We start from the raw sequence: 14,588 nt of genomic DNA on the forward strand, positions 1-14,588 counted from the left end.
CGGATTGGTGCCTTCACCCTGGCCCTCTCCCACAGGGAGAGGGAAAAGGAAAATGTGATGGCGATTAGCTATTCATAACTATGACAAATATGAACAGCTTCTGACATTTTGCATTTACGCGCCTGTGATGAAGTGCAGATATCGACATTCACAGGAGATCCGCCATGAGCAGAACCCCGGTTTTAGAGATGCGCCACATTGCCAAAACCTTTGGCAATTTCCACGCGCTCAAGGGCGTGGATTTGACGGTTTTCCCCGGTGAGATCCACGCGCTGATGGGGGAAAACGGCGCCGGAAAAAGCACGCTGATGAAGATCCTCGCAGGTGCCTATACCGCCAGCAGCGGCGACATCCTCATCGACGGTAAGCCGTTTCATATCAAAGGGCCGAAGGATGCGCTGGCCGCAGGCATTACCCTGATTTATCAGGAGATGCAGCTTGCTCCTAACCTGACCGTGGCGGAAAACATTTTTCTCGGCAGCGAGCTGTCGCGCGGCGGGCTGGTCCAGCGCAAAGAGATGGCTGCCCAGGCGCAGGCGGTCATTGACCGCCTCGGTGCGCAGTTCAGCGCCACCGACCTGGTCATGAAACTGACCATCGCCGAGCAGCAGCAGGTGGAGATCGCCCGCGCCCTGCACCGCAACAGCCGCATTCTGGTGATGGACGAACCTACCGCCGCCCTCTCCTCACGCGAAACCCACCGTCTGTTCGAACTGATTTTGCGCCTGCGCGATGAAGGCATGGCGATTATTTACATCAGCCACCGGATGGCGGAAGTGTATGAACTCTCTGACCGCGTCAGCGTGCTACGCGACGGGCAATACGTCGGCAGCCTGACGCGCGACAAGCTCAACGCCTCCGAGCTGGTGCGCATGATGGTGGGCCGTCCGCTCAGCGATCTGTTTAACAAAGAGCGCGATATTCCCCTCGGCAGCCCGCGTCTTAACGTCCACCACCTCACCGACGGCAAAAAAGTACAGCCGTGCAGTTTGCAGGTGCGCTCCGGTGAAATCGTCGGGCTGGCGGGGCTGGTCGGGGCCGGGCGTTCCGAGCTGGCGCAGCTGATCTTCGGCGTGCGCAAAGCCACCGGCGGCATGATTGAGGTGGACGGCGAACCGGTGGTGATCCACTCCCCGCGCGCGGCCATTGAGAACGGCATCGGTTTTCTTACCGAGAACCGCAAGGAGCAAGGTCTGTTTCTGGAGCTGGCGGCGCAGGAGAACATCACCATGGCGACGCTGGAGCGCGACGCCACCTTCGGCTGGCTGAACCGCAAAAAAGCGCAGTCTATTTCCGACGACGCCATCGCCCTGCTCAATATCCGCGTGCCCCATTCACAGGTGCGCGCGGGCGGGCTCTCCGGCGGCAACCAGCAAAAACTGCTGATCTCCCGCTGGGTGGCGATAGGCCCGCGCATTCTGATTCTGGACGAGCCCACGCGCGGCGTAGACGTCGGCGCAAAAAGCGAGATCTACCGCATCATGAACCAGATGGCGCGCAAAGGCGTTGCGATACTGATGATCTCCAGCGAGCTGCCGGAAGTAGTAGGGATGAGCGACCGGGTGTACGTGATGCGGGAAGGCAGCATTGCGGGTGAACTGCACGGGCGCGACATCTCTCAGGAAAACATCATGACGCTGGCAACCGGCGTAAACGACACACATCATCAGGCGGTGTAATTATGACAACTCCAACCCATCCGCAGCAGGTGGCGAAATCCGCCTCCGCCAAAAAAATGCTGATGAGCGATCTGATGCAAACGATCGGCATTTTGCCGATTTTAATCCTGATTGTGGCGGTATTTGGCTTTATCGCCCCGAACTTTTTCACCGAGAGCAACCTACTCAACATTACCCGGCAGGCGTCGATCAACATTGTGCTGGCGGCCGGGATGACCTTCATCATCCTGACCGGCGGGATTGACCTCTCCGTGGGCTCGATTCTGGGCACCACGGCAGTGGCGGCGATGGTAGTGTCGCTTATCCCTGAATTTGCGATGCTCTCCATTCCGGCGGCGCTGATGCTCGGTATGGTGCTGGGGCTGTTCAACGGTGCGCTGGTGGCCTTCGCCGGACTTCCGCCGTTTATCGTCACGCTCGGCACCTATACGGCGCTGCGCGGCGCGGCCTACCTGTTGGCGGACGGCACGACGGTTATTAACTCCAACATTAACTTCGAGTGGATCGGCAATAACTACCTCGGCCCGATTCCGTGGCTGGTGGTGATCGCCCTGGCGGTGATTGTGGTGTGCTGGTTCATCCTGCGCCGCACCACCCTCGGCGTTCACATCTATGCGGTTGGTGGCAACATGCAGGCGGCACGCTTAACCGGCATTAAGGTCTGGCTGGTGCTGCTGTTTGTCTACGGCATGAGTGGCCTGCTCTCGGGCTTAGGCGGCGTGATGAGCGCTTCACGTCTCTACAGCGCCAACGGCAACCTCGGCACGGGGTACGAGCTGGATGCGATTGCGGCGGTGATCCTCGGCGGCACCAGCTTCGTCGGCGGGATCGGCACGATCACCGGCACCCTGGTGGGCGCGCTGATCATCGCCACCCTCAACAACGGCATGACGCTGATGGGCGTCTCCTATTTCTGGCAGCTGGTGATCAAAGGGGCGGTGATCATCATAGCGGTGCTGATCGACAAATACCGTACCCGACACCATCAAAGTGCATAACAACAATACCCTACGTGAGGAATACAGCATGAGATTGAAGCCCTTAGTGACCGCGCTCTGTGCTGGCGCGCTGCTGGCCGCAACCCCGTTTGCGCAGGCAAAAGATCTGAAATCCATCGGCGTGACGGTGGGTGACCTGGCTAACCCATTCTTCGTGCAGATCACCAAAGGTGCCGAGCTGGAAGCGCGCAAGCTGGCGGGGGACAACGTCAAGGTGACGCTGGTCTCCAGCGGGTACGATCTGGGCCAGCAGGTGTCGCAGATCGATAACTTCATTGCGGCGAAAGTAGACATGATCATCCTCAATGCCGCGGATTCCAAAGGGATCGGCCCCGCGGTAAAACGCGCTAAAGAGGCGGGGATCGTGGTCGTGGCGGTGGACGTGGCGGCGGAAGGGGCCGATGCGACCATCACCTCCGATAACACTCAGGCGGGAGAAATGGCCTGTAAGTACATTACCGACCGCCTGAAAGGTAAAGGCAACGTGGTGATCATCAACGGACCGCCGGTTTCTGCGGTACAAAACCGCGTGGAGGGCTGCCAGACCGAGTTCAGGCGCCACCCGGATATCAAAGTGCTCTCGGATAATCAGAACGCCAAAGGCAGCCGCGAAGGCGGCCTGGAGGTCATGACCTCCCTGCTGGCGGCCAATCCGAAGATCGACGGCGTATTCGCGATTAACGATCCGACCGCGATCGGCGCCGATCTGGCGGCTAAACAGGCGCAACGCAATGAATTCTTTATCGTTGGCGTGGATGGCAGCCCGGATGGTGAAGAAGCCCTGAAGCGCGAAAACTCGCTGTTTGTTGCTACCCCGGCGCAGGATCCGCAGGTGATGGCGGCGAAGGCGGTGGAGATCGGCTATGACATTCTTCAGGGCAAACCTGCGCCGAAAGAGCCCGTGCTGATCCCGGTGACGATGATCGATAAAAAGAACGTCGGCACATATAAGGGTTGGACGGTTAAGTAAGCCCCTCACCCCGGCCCTCTCCCCAAAGGGGAGAGGGTGTTCAAGTTCCCTCTCCCCTTTGGGGAGAGGGTGTTCAAGTTCCCTCTCCCCTTTGGGGAGAGGGTTAGGGTAAGGGGGCGGCAAAAACTCAAGGAGTCCCCATGAAACGCTCCGACATAAATGAAATCCTCGGCCACACGCGGCAGTTCTTCTCCATGCACGGCGTGCATCTCCCGCCGTTTGCCAGCTTTCCGCCGACAAAATGGCAGCAGCTTGACCAGGCAGCATGGCAGGAGGTGTTCGACCTCAGGCTCGGCTGGGACGTGACGGCGTTCGGCGGCAACAGCTTTGCCACCCAGGGCCTGACGCTTTTCACCCTGCGCAACGGCTCCCCCAACGGCGTGCCCTATGAAAAGTGCTATGCCGAAAAAATCATGCATGTCCGCGACGGCCAGGTGACGCCGATGCATTTTCACTGGCGCAAGCGGGAGGACATTATTAACCGCGGCGGCGGGAATCTGATTATTGAGTTATGGAATGCGGGCGCGCATGAAGAGACCGAAAACACCGACGTGACCGTCACGATAGACGGCTGTCGGCAGACGCACGCGCCCGGCAGCCAGCTGCGCCTCACGCCTGGGGAGAGCATCTGTCTGACGCCCGGCCTGTACCACAGTTTCTGGGGTGAACGCGGCTTTGGTGACGTGCTGGTGGGCGAAGTGTCGTCGGTCAATGACGATGAACACGACAACCACTTTTTACAGCCCATTGACCGCTACAACACCATTGAAGAAGACGAACCGGCGGTGCTGGTGCTGTGCAACGAGTACACCCTCTTTCGGATATAAGGAGTGAATGATGCCATTGATTTCTCTTGCCGACGGTCTGGCCCACGCCAGGGAACACCGCTACGCCCTGGGCGCGTTCAACGTGCTCGACTCCCATTTCCTGCGCGCGCTGTTTGCCGCCGCGAAGCAGGAACGCTCGCCGTTTATCATCAACATCGCCGAAGTGCATTTTAAGTACGTGTCTCTGGAGTCGCTGGTGGAAGCGGTGAAATTCGAAGCTGCCCGTCACGATATTCCCGTGGTGCTTAACCTCGACCACGGGCTGCATTTTGAGGCCGTCGTGCGCGCCCTGCGCTTAGGGTTCAGCTCGGTGATGTTCGACGGCTCGACGCTGAGCTATGAGGAAAATATCCGCCAGACGCGGGAAGTGGTGAAGATGTGCCACGCGGTGGGCGTCTCGGTAGAGGCGGAGCTGGGCGCGGTAGGCGGGGATGAAGGGGGCGCGCTTTACGGGCATGCGGATGAAGCCTTCTTCACCGATCCGCGGCTGGCGCGCGAGTTTGTCGATTTAACCGGTATCGACGCGCTGGCGGTCGCCATTGGCAACGCGCACGGCAAATACAAGGGCGAGCCGAAGCTTGATTTTCCGCGTCTGGACGCCATTCGCCAGCAGACGGGCCTGCCGCTGGTTTTACACGGTGGCTCTGGCATAAGCGACACTGATTTCCGCCGCGCCATTGAACTCGGTATTCATAAAATCAATTTCTATACCGGCATGTCGCAGGCCGCACTTGCCGCCGTTGAGCAACGCATGGCGAACCGCCAACCGCTTTACGATGAGTTTGCCGAGCTGCTGCTGGGCATTGAAGAGGCCATTACCGATACGGTTGCGGAACAGATGCGCATCTTCGGCAGTGCGGGGCAGGCCTAATGGAACGCAAAGGGATCGTCGCCGCAGGCAATATGCTGGTGGATCACGTCCACCAGATCGTACAGTGGCCGGAGCGCGGCTGGCTGGCAGAAATCACCCACAGCGAACGCTCAACCGGCGGTGCGCCGCTCAACGTTCTGCTGACGCTGGCAAAAATGCACGTCGGCCTGCCGTTACAGGCGGTGGGGCTGATTGGGGAAGACAGCGACGGAGACTATATTCTGGCGATGCTCGACCAGTATCACGTCAATCGCCAGCGCGTGCAGCGCACGACGTTCTCCCCAACGTCGATGTCGCAGGTGATGACCGACCCCAGCGGACAGCGCACCTTTTTCCACTCGCCGGGCGCCAACCGCCTGCTGGATCTTCCCGCCTTCGATCGTTTAGACGGATCGCTGAAGATCTTCCATCTCGGCTATCTGCTGCTGCTCGACAGCCTGGATATGCCGGACGAGGAATTTGGCACCCGCAGCGCGCGGTTACTGGCACAGATGCACGATCAGGGGTATGAAACCTCGCTCGATCTGGTGTCCCGCAAGGGCGACCCGCGCTATCAGCCGCTGGTGCTCCCTGCCCTGCGCCATCTTGATTATCTGGTGATTAACGAGCTGGAAGCCGGTGAGTTTAGCGGGCTTGAGATCCGCGACAGCCATGATGCGCTGAACATGGCCCATATCGCCGACGCTGCCGCACAGCTGCTGGCGGCAGGCGTGCGGCAGCGGGTGGTGATCCACTGTCCGGAAGGGGCATGGGGTGAATCGCCGGGTGAAAAAGGGCAATGGGTTCCGTCGTGGAAGCTGACGCAGGACGAGATTATCGGCAGCGTCGGCGCGGGCGACGCGTTTTGCGCGGGCTTTTTATACGGCTGCCATGAATCCCTGCCGCTGACGGAGAGTATTTATCTGGCGCACGCCTGCGCGCGGGCCAGCCTGCTGGCGGCTAATGCAATTGACGGCGCGAAAACGCTGGCCGAGCTTCAGACGTTTATTCAGGAGAACGGTCAGGCGGCTTTCTCATGATGGGAAACGTCCGTGGCAAAAACATAGCCCAGACCGCGAATGGTTTTGATCAGCAGAGGCTGGTGCGGATTGACCTCAATTTTTCGCCGCAGCCGCATGATCAGCACGTCGATAGTGCGGTCAAAGACCTCGGCGCTTTCGCTGTGGGTCAGTTCAAGCAGCTGTTCACGGCTCAGTACCCGGCGGGCGTTTTGCGTTAATGCCAGCAGCAGGCCATATTCGCCCTGGGTTAACGGCACGGTATTACGCTGCGGATCGCTCAGCTCGCAGCGGGTGGTGTCCAGCGTCCAGCCGTTAAAAGCAATACCCTCAACGCGCGGCGCGGCAGGCTCCGCGGCCAGCGCGCCGGTACGACGCAGCACCGCCTTAACGCGGGCGACCACCACGCGCGGATTGAACGGTTTTCCGATGTAATCATCAGCGCCCATTTCCAGCCCGACAACCACATCTGATTCACTTCCCAGCCCCGTCAGCATCACCACCGGTAGCGACGGTCGCCGCTTTTGCATCTGCAGCAAAACCTGTAATCCGTTGATATCCGGCAGCATCATGTCCAGCAGAACCAGCGCAATGCCGGAGTCCTGCTGGACACGGTTCACCGCTTCCTGACCGGTGTGACACGTCAGCACGGTAAAGACGTGCTCGCTGAGCACATCCTGTAGCAGTTCGCAGACTGCGACATCATCATCAACCACCAGAATCGCCGGTTTCATCGCATGCTTCCGTCAGGGAATTATGTTAAGTCTGAACCATTCTGCCGCCGGCTCCAGCCGAATTGTTTTTTACGTGACGGAAATTCAATCCATGTCACATCCCCTGCCCTTTCGACACGTCAATTTTGACGATTGGCTGTTTTTCGTCAGGGTTTTGCCCCGCAAAGGGTCGTAAAGTCAGGAAATACCCATAGTAAAAACATGGCATAGAAGCTGCATATTGGGCAGGTAAGAACTGTTTAACTGGAGCAAAGCGATGAAAAAAGTCGTCACGGTTTGCCCTTATTGTGCCTCAGGTTGCAAGATCCACCTGGTGGTCGATAACGGCAAAATCGTCCGGGCGGAAGCGGCGCAGGGTAAAACCAATCAGGGCACGCTGTGCCTGAAAGGGTACTACGGCTGGGATTTTATTAACGATACCCAAATCCTCACCCCGCGCCTGAAAACCCCTATGATCCGCCGCGAGCGCGGCGGCAAGCTGGAAGCCGTCTCCTGGAATGAAGCGCTGGATTATGTTGCCACGCGCCTTAGCGCCATCAAGGCCAAGTATGGCCCGGATGCGATTCAGACCACCGGCTCCTCACGCGGAACCGGGAATGAAACCAACTATGTGATGCAAAAATTCGCGCGCGCCGTTATTGGTACCAATAACGTCGACTGCTGCGCTCGCGTCTGACACGGCCCATCGGTTGCAGGTCTGCACCAGTCGGTCGGTAACGGCGCAATGAGTAATGCCATCAATGAGATAGATAACACCGATCTGGTGTTCATCTTCGGCTATAACCCGGCGGATTCTCACCCTATCGTCGCGAATCACGTGATTCGCGCCAAACAGAACGGGGCGAAAATCATCGTCTGCGATCCGCGCAAAATTGAAACCGCGCGCATTGCCGATATGCACATCGCACTGAAAAACGGCTCGAACATCGCGCTGTTAAATGCAATGGGGCACGTCATTATTGAGGAGAACCTCTACGACCAGGCGTTTGTCGCAAGCCGTACGGAAGGGTTTGAAGAGTATCGCAAGATTGTCGAAGGCTATACGCCGGAGTCCGTAGAGGCGATAACCGGCGTCAGCGCACAGGAGATCCGCCAGGCGGCGCGGATGTACGCCGGAGCGAAAACCGCCGCTATTCTGTGGGGTATGGGCGTGACCCAGTTCTACCAGGGCGTGGAAACCGTGCGCTCGCTCACCAGCCTCGCCATGTTAACCGGCAATCTGGGTAAAGCGCATGTGGGCGTGAACCCGGTACGTGGTCAGAATAACGTGCAGGGCGCGTGCGACATGGGCGCGCTGCCGGACACCTATCCGGGCTACCAGTACGTCAAATTCCCGGAAAATCGCGAGAAATTCGCGAAGGCCTGGGGCGTGGAGAGCCTGCCTGAGCACACGGGGTATCGCATCAGCGAGCTGCCGCACCGCGCGGCGCACGGTGAAGTGCGTGCGGCCTACATCATGGGTGAAGATCCGCTCCAGACCGACGCCGAGTTGTCTGCGGTGCGTAAAGGGTTTGAGGATCTGGAGCTGGTGATTGTTCAGGATATCTTTATGACCAAAACCGCGGCGGCGGCGGATGTGATTTTACCGTCGACCTCCTGGGGAGAGCATGAAGGTGTCTATACGGCGGCAGACCGCGGCTTCCAGCGCTTCTTCAAGGCTGTCGAGCCGAAGTGGGATCTGAAAACGGACTGGCAGATCATCAGCGAAATTGCCACCCGCATGGGCTACCCGATGCACTACAACAACACACAGGAGATCTGGGACGAGTTGCGGCATCTGTGCCCGGACTTTTATGGGGCAACCTATGAAAAAATGGGTGAGCTAGGCTACATCCAGTGGCCATGCCGGGATGAGTCAGAGGCGGATCAGGGAACGTCGTACCTTTTTAAAGAAAAATTCGACACCCCGAACGGGCTGGCGCAATTCTTCACCTGCGACTGGGTCGCGCCGATCGATAAACTCACCGACGAGTATCCGATGGTGCTCTCCACCGTGCGTGAAGTGGGCCATTACTCCTGCCGTTCCATGACCGGCAACTGCGCCGCGCTGGCGGCGCTGGCGGATGAACCGGGCTACGCGCAGATCAACACCGCCGATGCCGAACGGCTCGGTATTGAAGATGAAGCGCTGGTGTGGGTGAACTCGCGTAAAGGCCGCATCATTACCCGCGCGCAGGTCAGCGACCGTCCGAACAAAGGCGCGGTCTATATGACCTACCAGTGGTGGATTGGCGCCTGTAACGAGCTGGTGACGGAGAACTTAAGCCCGATAACCAAAACGCCGGAGTATAAATACTGCGCCGTAAACGTGGAGCCCATAGCGGATCAGCGCGCAGCGGAACAGTACGTGATCGACGAATATAACAAGCTGAAAGCCCGCCTGCGTGAAAGCGCAATGGGATGAAGCTGTTAATTAATCGCTGACTAAATGGGGTGAGATATTCACCCCATTATTATTTCTGGCATCGCTATTAATAATATCAATATATTTCTCTGAAGACGTCTCGCAGAAAAATGTAATTTGCGCGAAAATTAATTACATCTTTGCATTTTAATTCAGAGGGATAAGATATGCGGCGGGTGCTTAAGACTTTCTGTCTTGAGCATTGTTGAGGGACAGAAAGTGGAAAGCCCCGGGAAATTTGCATTTACCCGAGGCTACCCCTCAACCCCCAACAGGTTGAGAGTAGCCTCTTATTCTTTTTTTCACAAGGAGTAAAAGGCATGACGCCATTAAAAACTGCGTTAGGCATCGTCTTTATTATTTGCCTGACGATAGTGATCTTTACCTTTATTACTCGCGGTAACTTATGTGAGTTTTCAATAAAGAGTGAACATCAGGAGGTGGCGGCTAAATTAGCCTGTAATGCAGGCTAACCTCTTCGGGCGGAACCCGTGTTCCGCCCGGCTTGTGGGATGCTGAGGTCTTAACGCACCCGTTTTTTTCTTCTGTCACCGCGATTATACTGCGCGGCGTGTACCCAGATGATAAGAATCCATGAAAACCCTTTTTCTGTTGTTGTTATTTTTAACCGCGTTTGCCCATGCCGATGAGATAGGCAGCCAGTATAAAAAGCAGGCTGAAGCGGGCGATGCGCGCGCACAGTATTATCTTGCCGATACCTGGTTCAGTTCCGGCGACAGCGCGCAGGCGGCGCTGTGGGCCGAGAAAGCGGCGAAAGGCGGCAATGTCGACGCCATGGCGCTGCTGTCGCAAATCCTCTTTACGCAGGGCGACTACGCACAGGCCAAAGCTCTGGCCCAACAGGCAAACATTGCGGGCAGCAAACGCGGCGCGATCATGCTGGCGCGGGTGCTGGTGAACACGCAAGCAGGCAAGACCGACTACCCGCAGGCCATTAAACTGCTGCAAACGTCGACCGAAGACATCGATAGCGACTCGGCGGTAGACGCGCAACAGCTGCTGGGGCTGATCTATGCCAACGGCGTTGAAGTCCCTCAGGATGACGTGCAGGCTGCGGCGTGGTTCAAGCGGAGTTCGGCTCTGTCCCGGACGGGCTATGCGGAGTACTGGGCAGGCATGCTGTTCAGGCAGGGTGAGAAAGGCTTTATCACACCGAATAAACAGAAAGCGCTTTACTGGTTAAACCTGAGCTGTACGGAAGGGTTTGATACCGGGTGTGAAGAGTTTGATGCGTTGAGCGGGGAGTAAATTATTGCCCGGTGGCGCTGCGCTTACCGGGCCTACGGTTATGTAGGCCGGGTAAGGCGAAGCCGCCACCCGGCATTTTTACATCACTGGTCAGCCGTTTTATCAAAACGACCCAGCACCTCGCGTTCATACGCCAGCGCTTTTTTACGGTCGAACTTGTGTTCCCACTTGGAGATTACCAGCACCGCCAGCGCATTACCCACCACGTTCAGCGCGGTACGCGCCATGTCGAGGATACGGTCCACACCGGCGATAAACGCCAGGCCTTCCAGCGGAATACCGACGCTGCCCAGCGTCGCCAGCAGCACCACGAAGGAGACGCCCGGCACGCCTGCGATACCCTTTGAGGTCACCATCAGGGTCAACACCAGCACGATTTCCTGCCACAGCGACAGGTCAATGCCGTACAGCTGAGCGATAAAGATTGCCGCAATACTCTGATACAGCGTTGAACCATCCAGGTTGAAGGAGTAACCGGTCGGTACAACGAAGCTGGTAATGGACGCCGGTGCACCGTAGGCCTCCATCTTCTCAATGATACGCGGCAGCACGCTCTCGGAGCTTGCCGTGGAGTACGCCAGAATCAGCTCATCTTTCAGAATGCGGATCAGGATCCAGATGCTCAGCCCGCACAGGCGCGCCACAATCCCCAGCACCACCAGCGCGAAGAACAGGATCGCGAAGTGCACCAGAATCACCAGCTTCGCCAACGGCCACAGGGAAGCAAAGCCGAAGTTCGCCACGGTTACGGCGATCAGTGCAAAAACACCCACCGGCGCATAGCGCATCACCATGTGGGTGACTTTGAACATGGTTTCAGAGATAGAGCGGAACACCGTTACCAGCGGTTCACGGTGCGTCGCGGGCAGGGAAGAAAGCCCCAGACCAAAGAGCACTGAGAAGAAGATGATCGGCAGCATCTCGCCCTTCGCCATTGACGCGATAATGTTGGTCGGAACCAGTGACAGAATTGTGCCCATCAGACCGTGCGAATGGCTCTGCACGTCGGCGGTGGTGCTTTGATATTTCGAAATATCCACCGTCGCCAGCTGCGACATATCAATCCCGGAACCTGGCTGGAACACGTTCGCCAGGGTGATACCAAGAATGATGGCAACCGTGGTGATCACTTCGAAATAGAGAATGGTTTTAACGCCGATGCGGCCTAACTGTTTCGCATCACCTACCCCGGCAATACCGACCACCAGCGTCGAGATCACAATCGGCACAACAATCATCTTGATCAGATGAATAAAGATATCGCCCGCTGGCGAGAGAAGGTTCGCAATCAGCCACTCGCGGCTGTCGCTATGGTAATGGAGGTAACTGCCCAGCAAGATGCCCAGCACAAGGGCCAGCAGGATCTGCCAGGCCAGGCTGACTTTCAAATTTTTCATAGAAACTGACTTCCTCAATGAAATCTCCGCACCAGCAAAACTGCATGAATATGGAGACATACTGAAAGGGTATGAATTGTGTTGCGTTGGTTTATGGGATTTTTTAACGCGCCGTATGAGTATCATTTGCACGGCATGCTGCGCAAGCCTTAAAGAACAAGGCATTTCACTGCAAAAAGCGTCATTGACGGTAATTAATAGCAATCCACATCAATAACCGATTGTTATGAAAAAACTTTTACAAACAAAAAAGTGAATAATTCTTCAGATGAATTATTTCCCTTCAAAGTTTCATTCGCTCAATTTTCATACTCTTCAGACATTGCGTGATCTGTCGCCCAAATACTAAACAAAGCTTGTAAAGCCCCTACTATTAACGTTTTTGCGACATATTATTAACATCTTACAAGGAGAAAAAAAGCCATGAGCCAAATACACAAACACGACATTCCCGCAAACATTGCGGACCGTTGCCTGATAAGCCCGGAGCAGTACCAGGAGAAATACCAGCAGTCCATTTCCAGCCCTGACGCATTCTGGGGTGAACAGGGCCACATCCTCGACTGGATCAAACCTTATCAGAAGGTAAAGAACACCTCTTTCGCGCCGGGCAACGTCTCCATTAAATGGTATGAAGACGGCACGCTGAACCTGGCGGCGAACTGCCTGGACCGCCATCTTGCCGAACGCGGCAACGAAACGGCCATTATCTGGGAAGGCGATGATGCCTCTCAGAGCAAACACATCTCATATAAAGAGCTTCATCGCGACGTCTGCCGCTTCGCCAACGTGCTGCTGGCCCAGGGCATTAAAAAAGGCGATGTGGTGGCGATCTATATGCCGATGGTGCCGGAAGCCGCGGTGGCTATGCTGGCCTGCGCGCGCATCGGCGCGATCCACTCCGTTATTTTTGGTGGCTTCTCGCCGGAGGCGATTGCCGGACGTATCGTCGACTCGAACTCAAAGCTGGTGATCACCGCTGACGAGGGCGTGCGTGCCGGGCGCGGCATTCCGCTGAAGAAAAACGTCGATGAAGCGCTGAAAAACCCGAACGTGAAATCCATCCATAACGTCATTGTCTTCAAACGCACGGGCGGCAACATCGACTGGCACGAAGGCCGAGACCTGTGGTGGAGCGATCTGATTGAAAACGCGAGCGACCAGCATCAGCCGGAAGAGATGAACGCGGAAGATCCGCTGTTTATCCTTTATACATCCGGATCCACTGGTAAGCCGAAAGGCGTGCTGCATACCACCGGCGGCTATCTGGTTTACGCGGCCACCACCTTTAAATACGTTTTCGACTACCATCCGGGCGACATCTACTGGTGTACCGCCGACGTGGGCTGGGTCACCGGTCACAGCTACCTGCTGTACGGCCCGCTGGCCTGCGGCGCAACGACGCTGATGTTTGAAGGCGTACCTAACTGGCCAACGCCGGCGCGTATGTGCCAGGTGGTCGATAAGCATCAGGTCAACATTCTCTACACCGCGCCAACGGCGATCCGTGCGCTGATGGCGGAAGGCGATAAAGCCATCGAAGGGACCGACCGCTCTTCCCTGCGCATCCTCGGTTCCGTGGGCGAGCCGATCAACCCGGAAGCCTGGGAGTGGTACTGGAAGAAGATCGGCAACGAGAAGTGCCCGGTGATGGACACCTGGTGGCAGACCGAAACCGGCGGCTTCATGATCACCCCGATGCCGGGCGCCACGCAGTTGAAAGCCGGTTCGGCCACCCGTCCGTTCTTCGGCGTGCAGCCCGCGCTGGTGGACAACGAAGGCAATCCGCAGGAAGGGGCCACCGAAGGCAACCTGGTAATCGTCGATTCCTGGCCTGGCCAGGCGCGTACCCTGTTCGGCGACCATGAGCGCTTCGAACAGACCTACTTCTCAACCTTTAAAAACATGTACTTCAGCGGCGACGGCGCGCGCCGGGACGAAGACGGTTATTACTGGATCACCGGACGCGTGGACGATGTGCTGAATGTTTCCGGCCACCGTCTGGGCACGGCGGAGATTGAGTCTGCGCTGGTGTCGCATCCGAAGATTGCCGAAGCGGCAGTTGTCGGCATTCCTCACAACATCAAAGGCCAGGCGATCTACGCCTACGTCACCCTGAACCACGGCGAAGAGCCGTCGCCAGAGCTGTATACCGAGGTGCGCAACTGGGTGCGTAAAGAGATCGGCCCGCTGGCCACGCCGGACGTGCTGCACTGGACCGACTCACTGCCGAAAACCCGTTCCGGCAAGATTATGCGCCGTATTCTGCGCAAAATCGCAGCAGGCGACACCAGCAACCTCGGTGATACCTCAACGCTTGCCGATCCTGGCGTGGTAGACAAACTGCTCGAAGAGAAGCAGGCCATCGCAATGCCTTCCTAGTGTTTTCTCCCTCTCCCCGTGGGAGAGGGCCGGGGTGAGGGCATCAGACCGCACCTTCC

General features: G+C 57.2%; 12 protein-coding genes. 10 read left to right on the forward strand and 2 right to left on the reverse strand.

The annotated features are described in order from the left end of the window. Positions 1-164 precede the first annotated feature (164 nt). The 6 genes from AC4OVS_RS20385 to AC4OVS_RS20410 all read left to right on the forward strand — a co-directional run bounded on the left by AC4OVS_RS20385 (position 165) and on the right by AC4OVS_RS20410 (position 6,364). Positions 165-1,679: a sugar ABC transporter ATP-binding protein gene (locus tag AC4OVS_RS20385; RefSeq protein ID WP_045309105.1), complete on the forward strand. Its 1,515-nt coding sequence runs from the start codon at positions 165-167 to the stop codon at positions 1,677-1,679. Positions 1,680-1,681: 2 nt separating this feature from the next. Beyond that, the gene (locus AC4OVS_RS20390; protein ID WP_003860239.1) at positions 1,682-2,677 is read left to right on the forward strand and encodes an ABC transporter permease subunit; all 996 of its coding nucleotides are present in this window, start codon (positions 1,682-1,684) and stop codon (positions 2,675-2,677) included. Positions 2,678-2,705: 28 nt separating this feature from the next. Then, complete coding sequence (locus AC4OVS_RS20395) at positions 2,706-3,647, forward strand: ABC transporter substrate-binding protein (RefSeq protein ID WP_003860240.1); 942 nt, start codon at positions 2,706-2,708, stop codon at positions 3,645-3,647. A 140-nt stretch (positions 3,648-3,787) separates the two neighbouring features. After that, positions 3,788-4,474: a D-lyxose/D-mannose isomerase gene (locus tag AC4OVS_RS20400; RefSeq protein WP_023299106.1), complete on the forward strand. Its 687-nt coding sequence runs from the start codon at positions 3,788-3,790 to the stop codon at positions 4,472-4,474. Between the two features lie 10 nt (positions 4,475-4,484). Next, positions 4,485-5,345, forward strand: coding sequence for a ketose 1,6-bisphosphate aldolase (locus AC4OVS_RS20405; RefSeq protein ID WP_491922765.1), 861 nt, complete (start codon positions 4,485-4,487; stop codon positions 5,343-5,345). Then, entirely contained in the window at positions 5,345-6,364 is a 1,020-nt protein-coding gene (locus AC4OVS_RS20410) for a carbohydrate kinase family protein (protein ID WP_022646770.1), read from the forward strand. The genes AC4OVS_RS20405 and AC4OVS_RS20410 overlap by 1 nt, the downstream gene beginning before the upstream one ends. Here AC4OVS_RS20410 and AC4OVS_RS20415 read toward each other — a convergent pair. Then, a complete protein-coding gene (locus tag AC4OVS_RS20415) occupies positions 6,346-7,077 on the reverse strand; it encodes a response regulator (protein ID WP_022646769.1) in 732 nt (243 codons plus the stop codon). The genes AC4OVS_RS20410 and AC4OVS_RS20415 overlap by 19 nt on opposite strands. Positions 7,078-7,333: 256 nt before the next feature. Here AC4OVS_RS20415 and fdhF point away from each other — a divergent pair, with 256 nt between their 5' ends. The 3 genes from fdhF to AC4OVS_RS20430 all read left to right on the forward strand — a co-directional run bounded on the left by fdhF (position 7,334) and on the right by AC4OVS_RS20430 (position 10,750). Beyond that, positions 7,334-9,481: a formate dehydrogenase subunit alpha gene (gene fdhF / locus AC4OVS_RS20420; protein ID WP_080298763.1), complete on the forward strand. Its 2,148-nt coding sequence runs from the start codon at positions 7,334-7,336 to the stop codon at positions 9,479-9,481. Positions 9,482-9,801: 320 nt separating this feature from the next. After that, entirely contained in the window at positions 9,802-9,954 is a 153-nt protein-coding gene (locus tag AC4OVS_RS20425) for a Hok/Gef family protein (protein ID WP_022646767.1), read from the forward strand. Positions 9,955-10,075: 121 nt separating this feature from the next. Then, a complete protein-coding gene (locus AC4OVS_RS20430; RefSeq protein WP_063149668.1) occupies positions 10,076-10,750 on the forward strand; it encodes a tetratricopeptide repeat protein in 675 nt (224 codons plus the stop codon). Between the two features lie 83 nt (positions 10,751-10,833). Here AC4OVS_RS20430 and gltP read toward each other — a convergent pair whose 3' ends face one another. Continuing rightward, positions 10,834-12,147, reverse strand: a complete 1,314-nt coding sequence (gene gltP, locus AC4OVS_RS20435; protein ID WP_022646765.1) for a glutamate/aspartate:proton symporter GltP — start codon at positions 12,145-12,147, stop codon at positions 10,834-10,836. Between the two features lie 423 nt (positions 12,148-12,570). Here gltP and acs point away from each other — a divergent pair, with 423 nt between their 5' ends. Further along, the gene (gene acs, locus AC4OVS_RS20440; RefSeq protein WP_491922677.1) at positions 12,571-14,529 is read left to right on the forward strand and encodes an acetate--CoA ligase; all 1,959 of its coding nucleotides are present in this window, start codon (positions 12,571-12,573) and stop codon (positions 14,527-14,529) included. Positions 14,530-14,588: the final 59 nt, after the last annotated feature.

Source organism: Enterobacter sp. 4974935 (assembly GCF_058661735.1).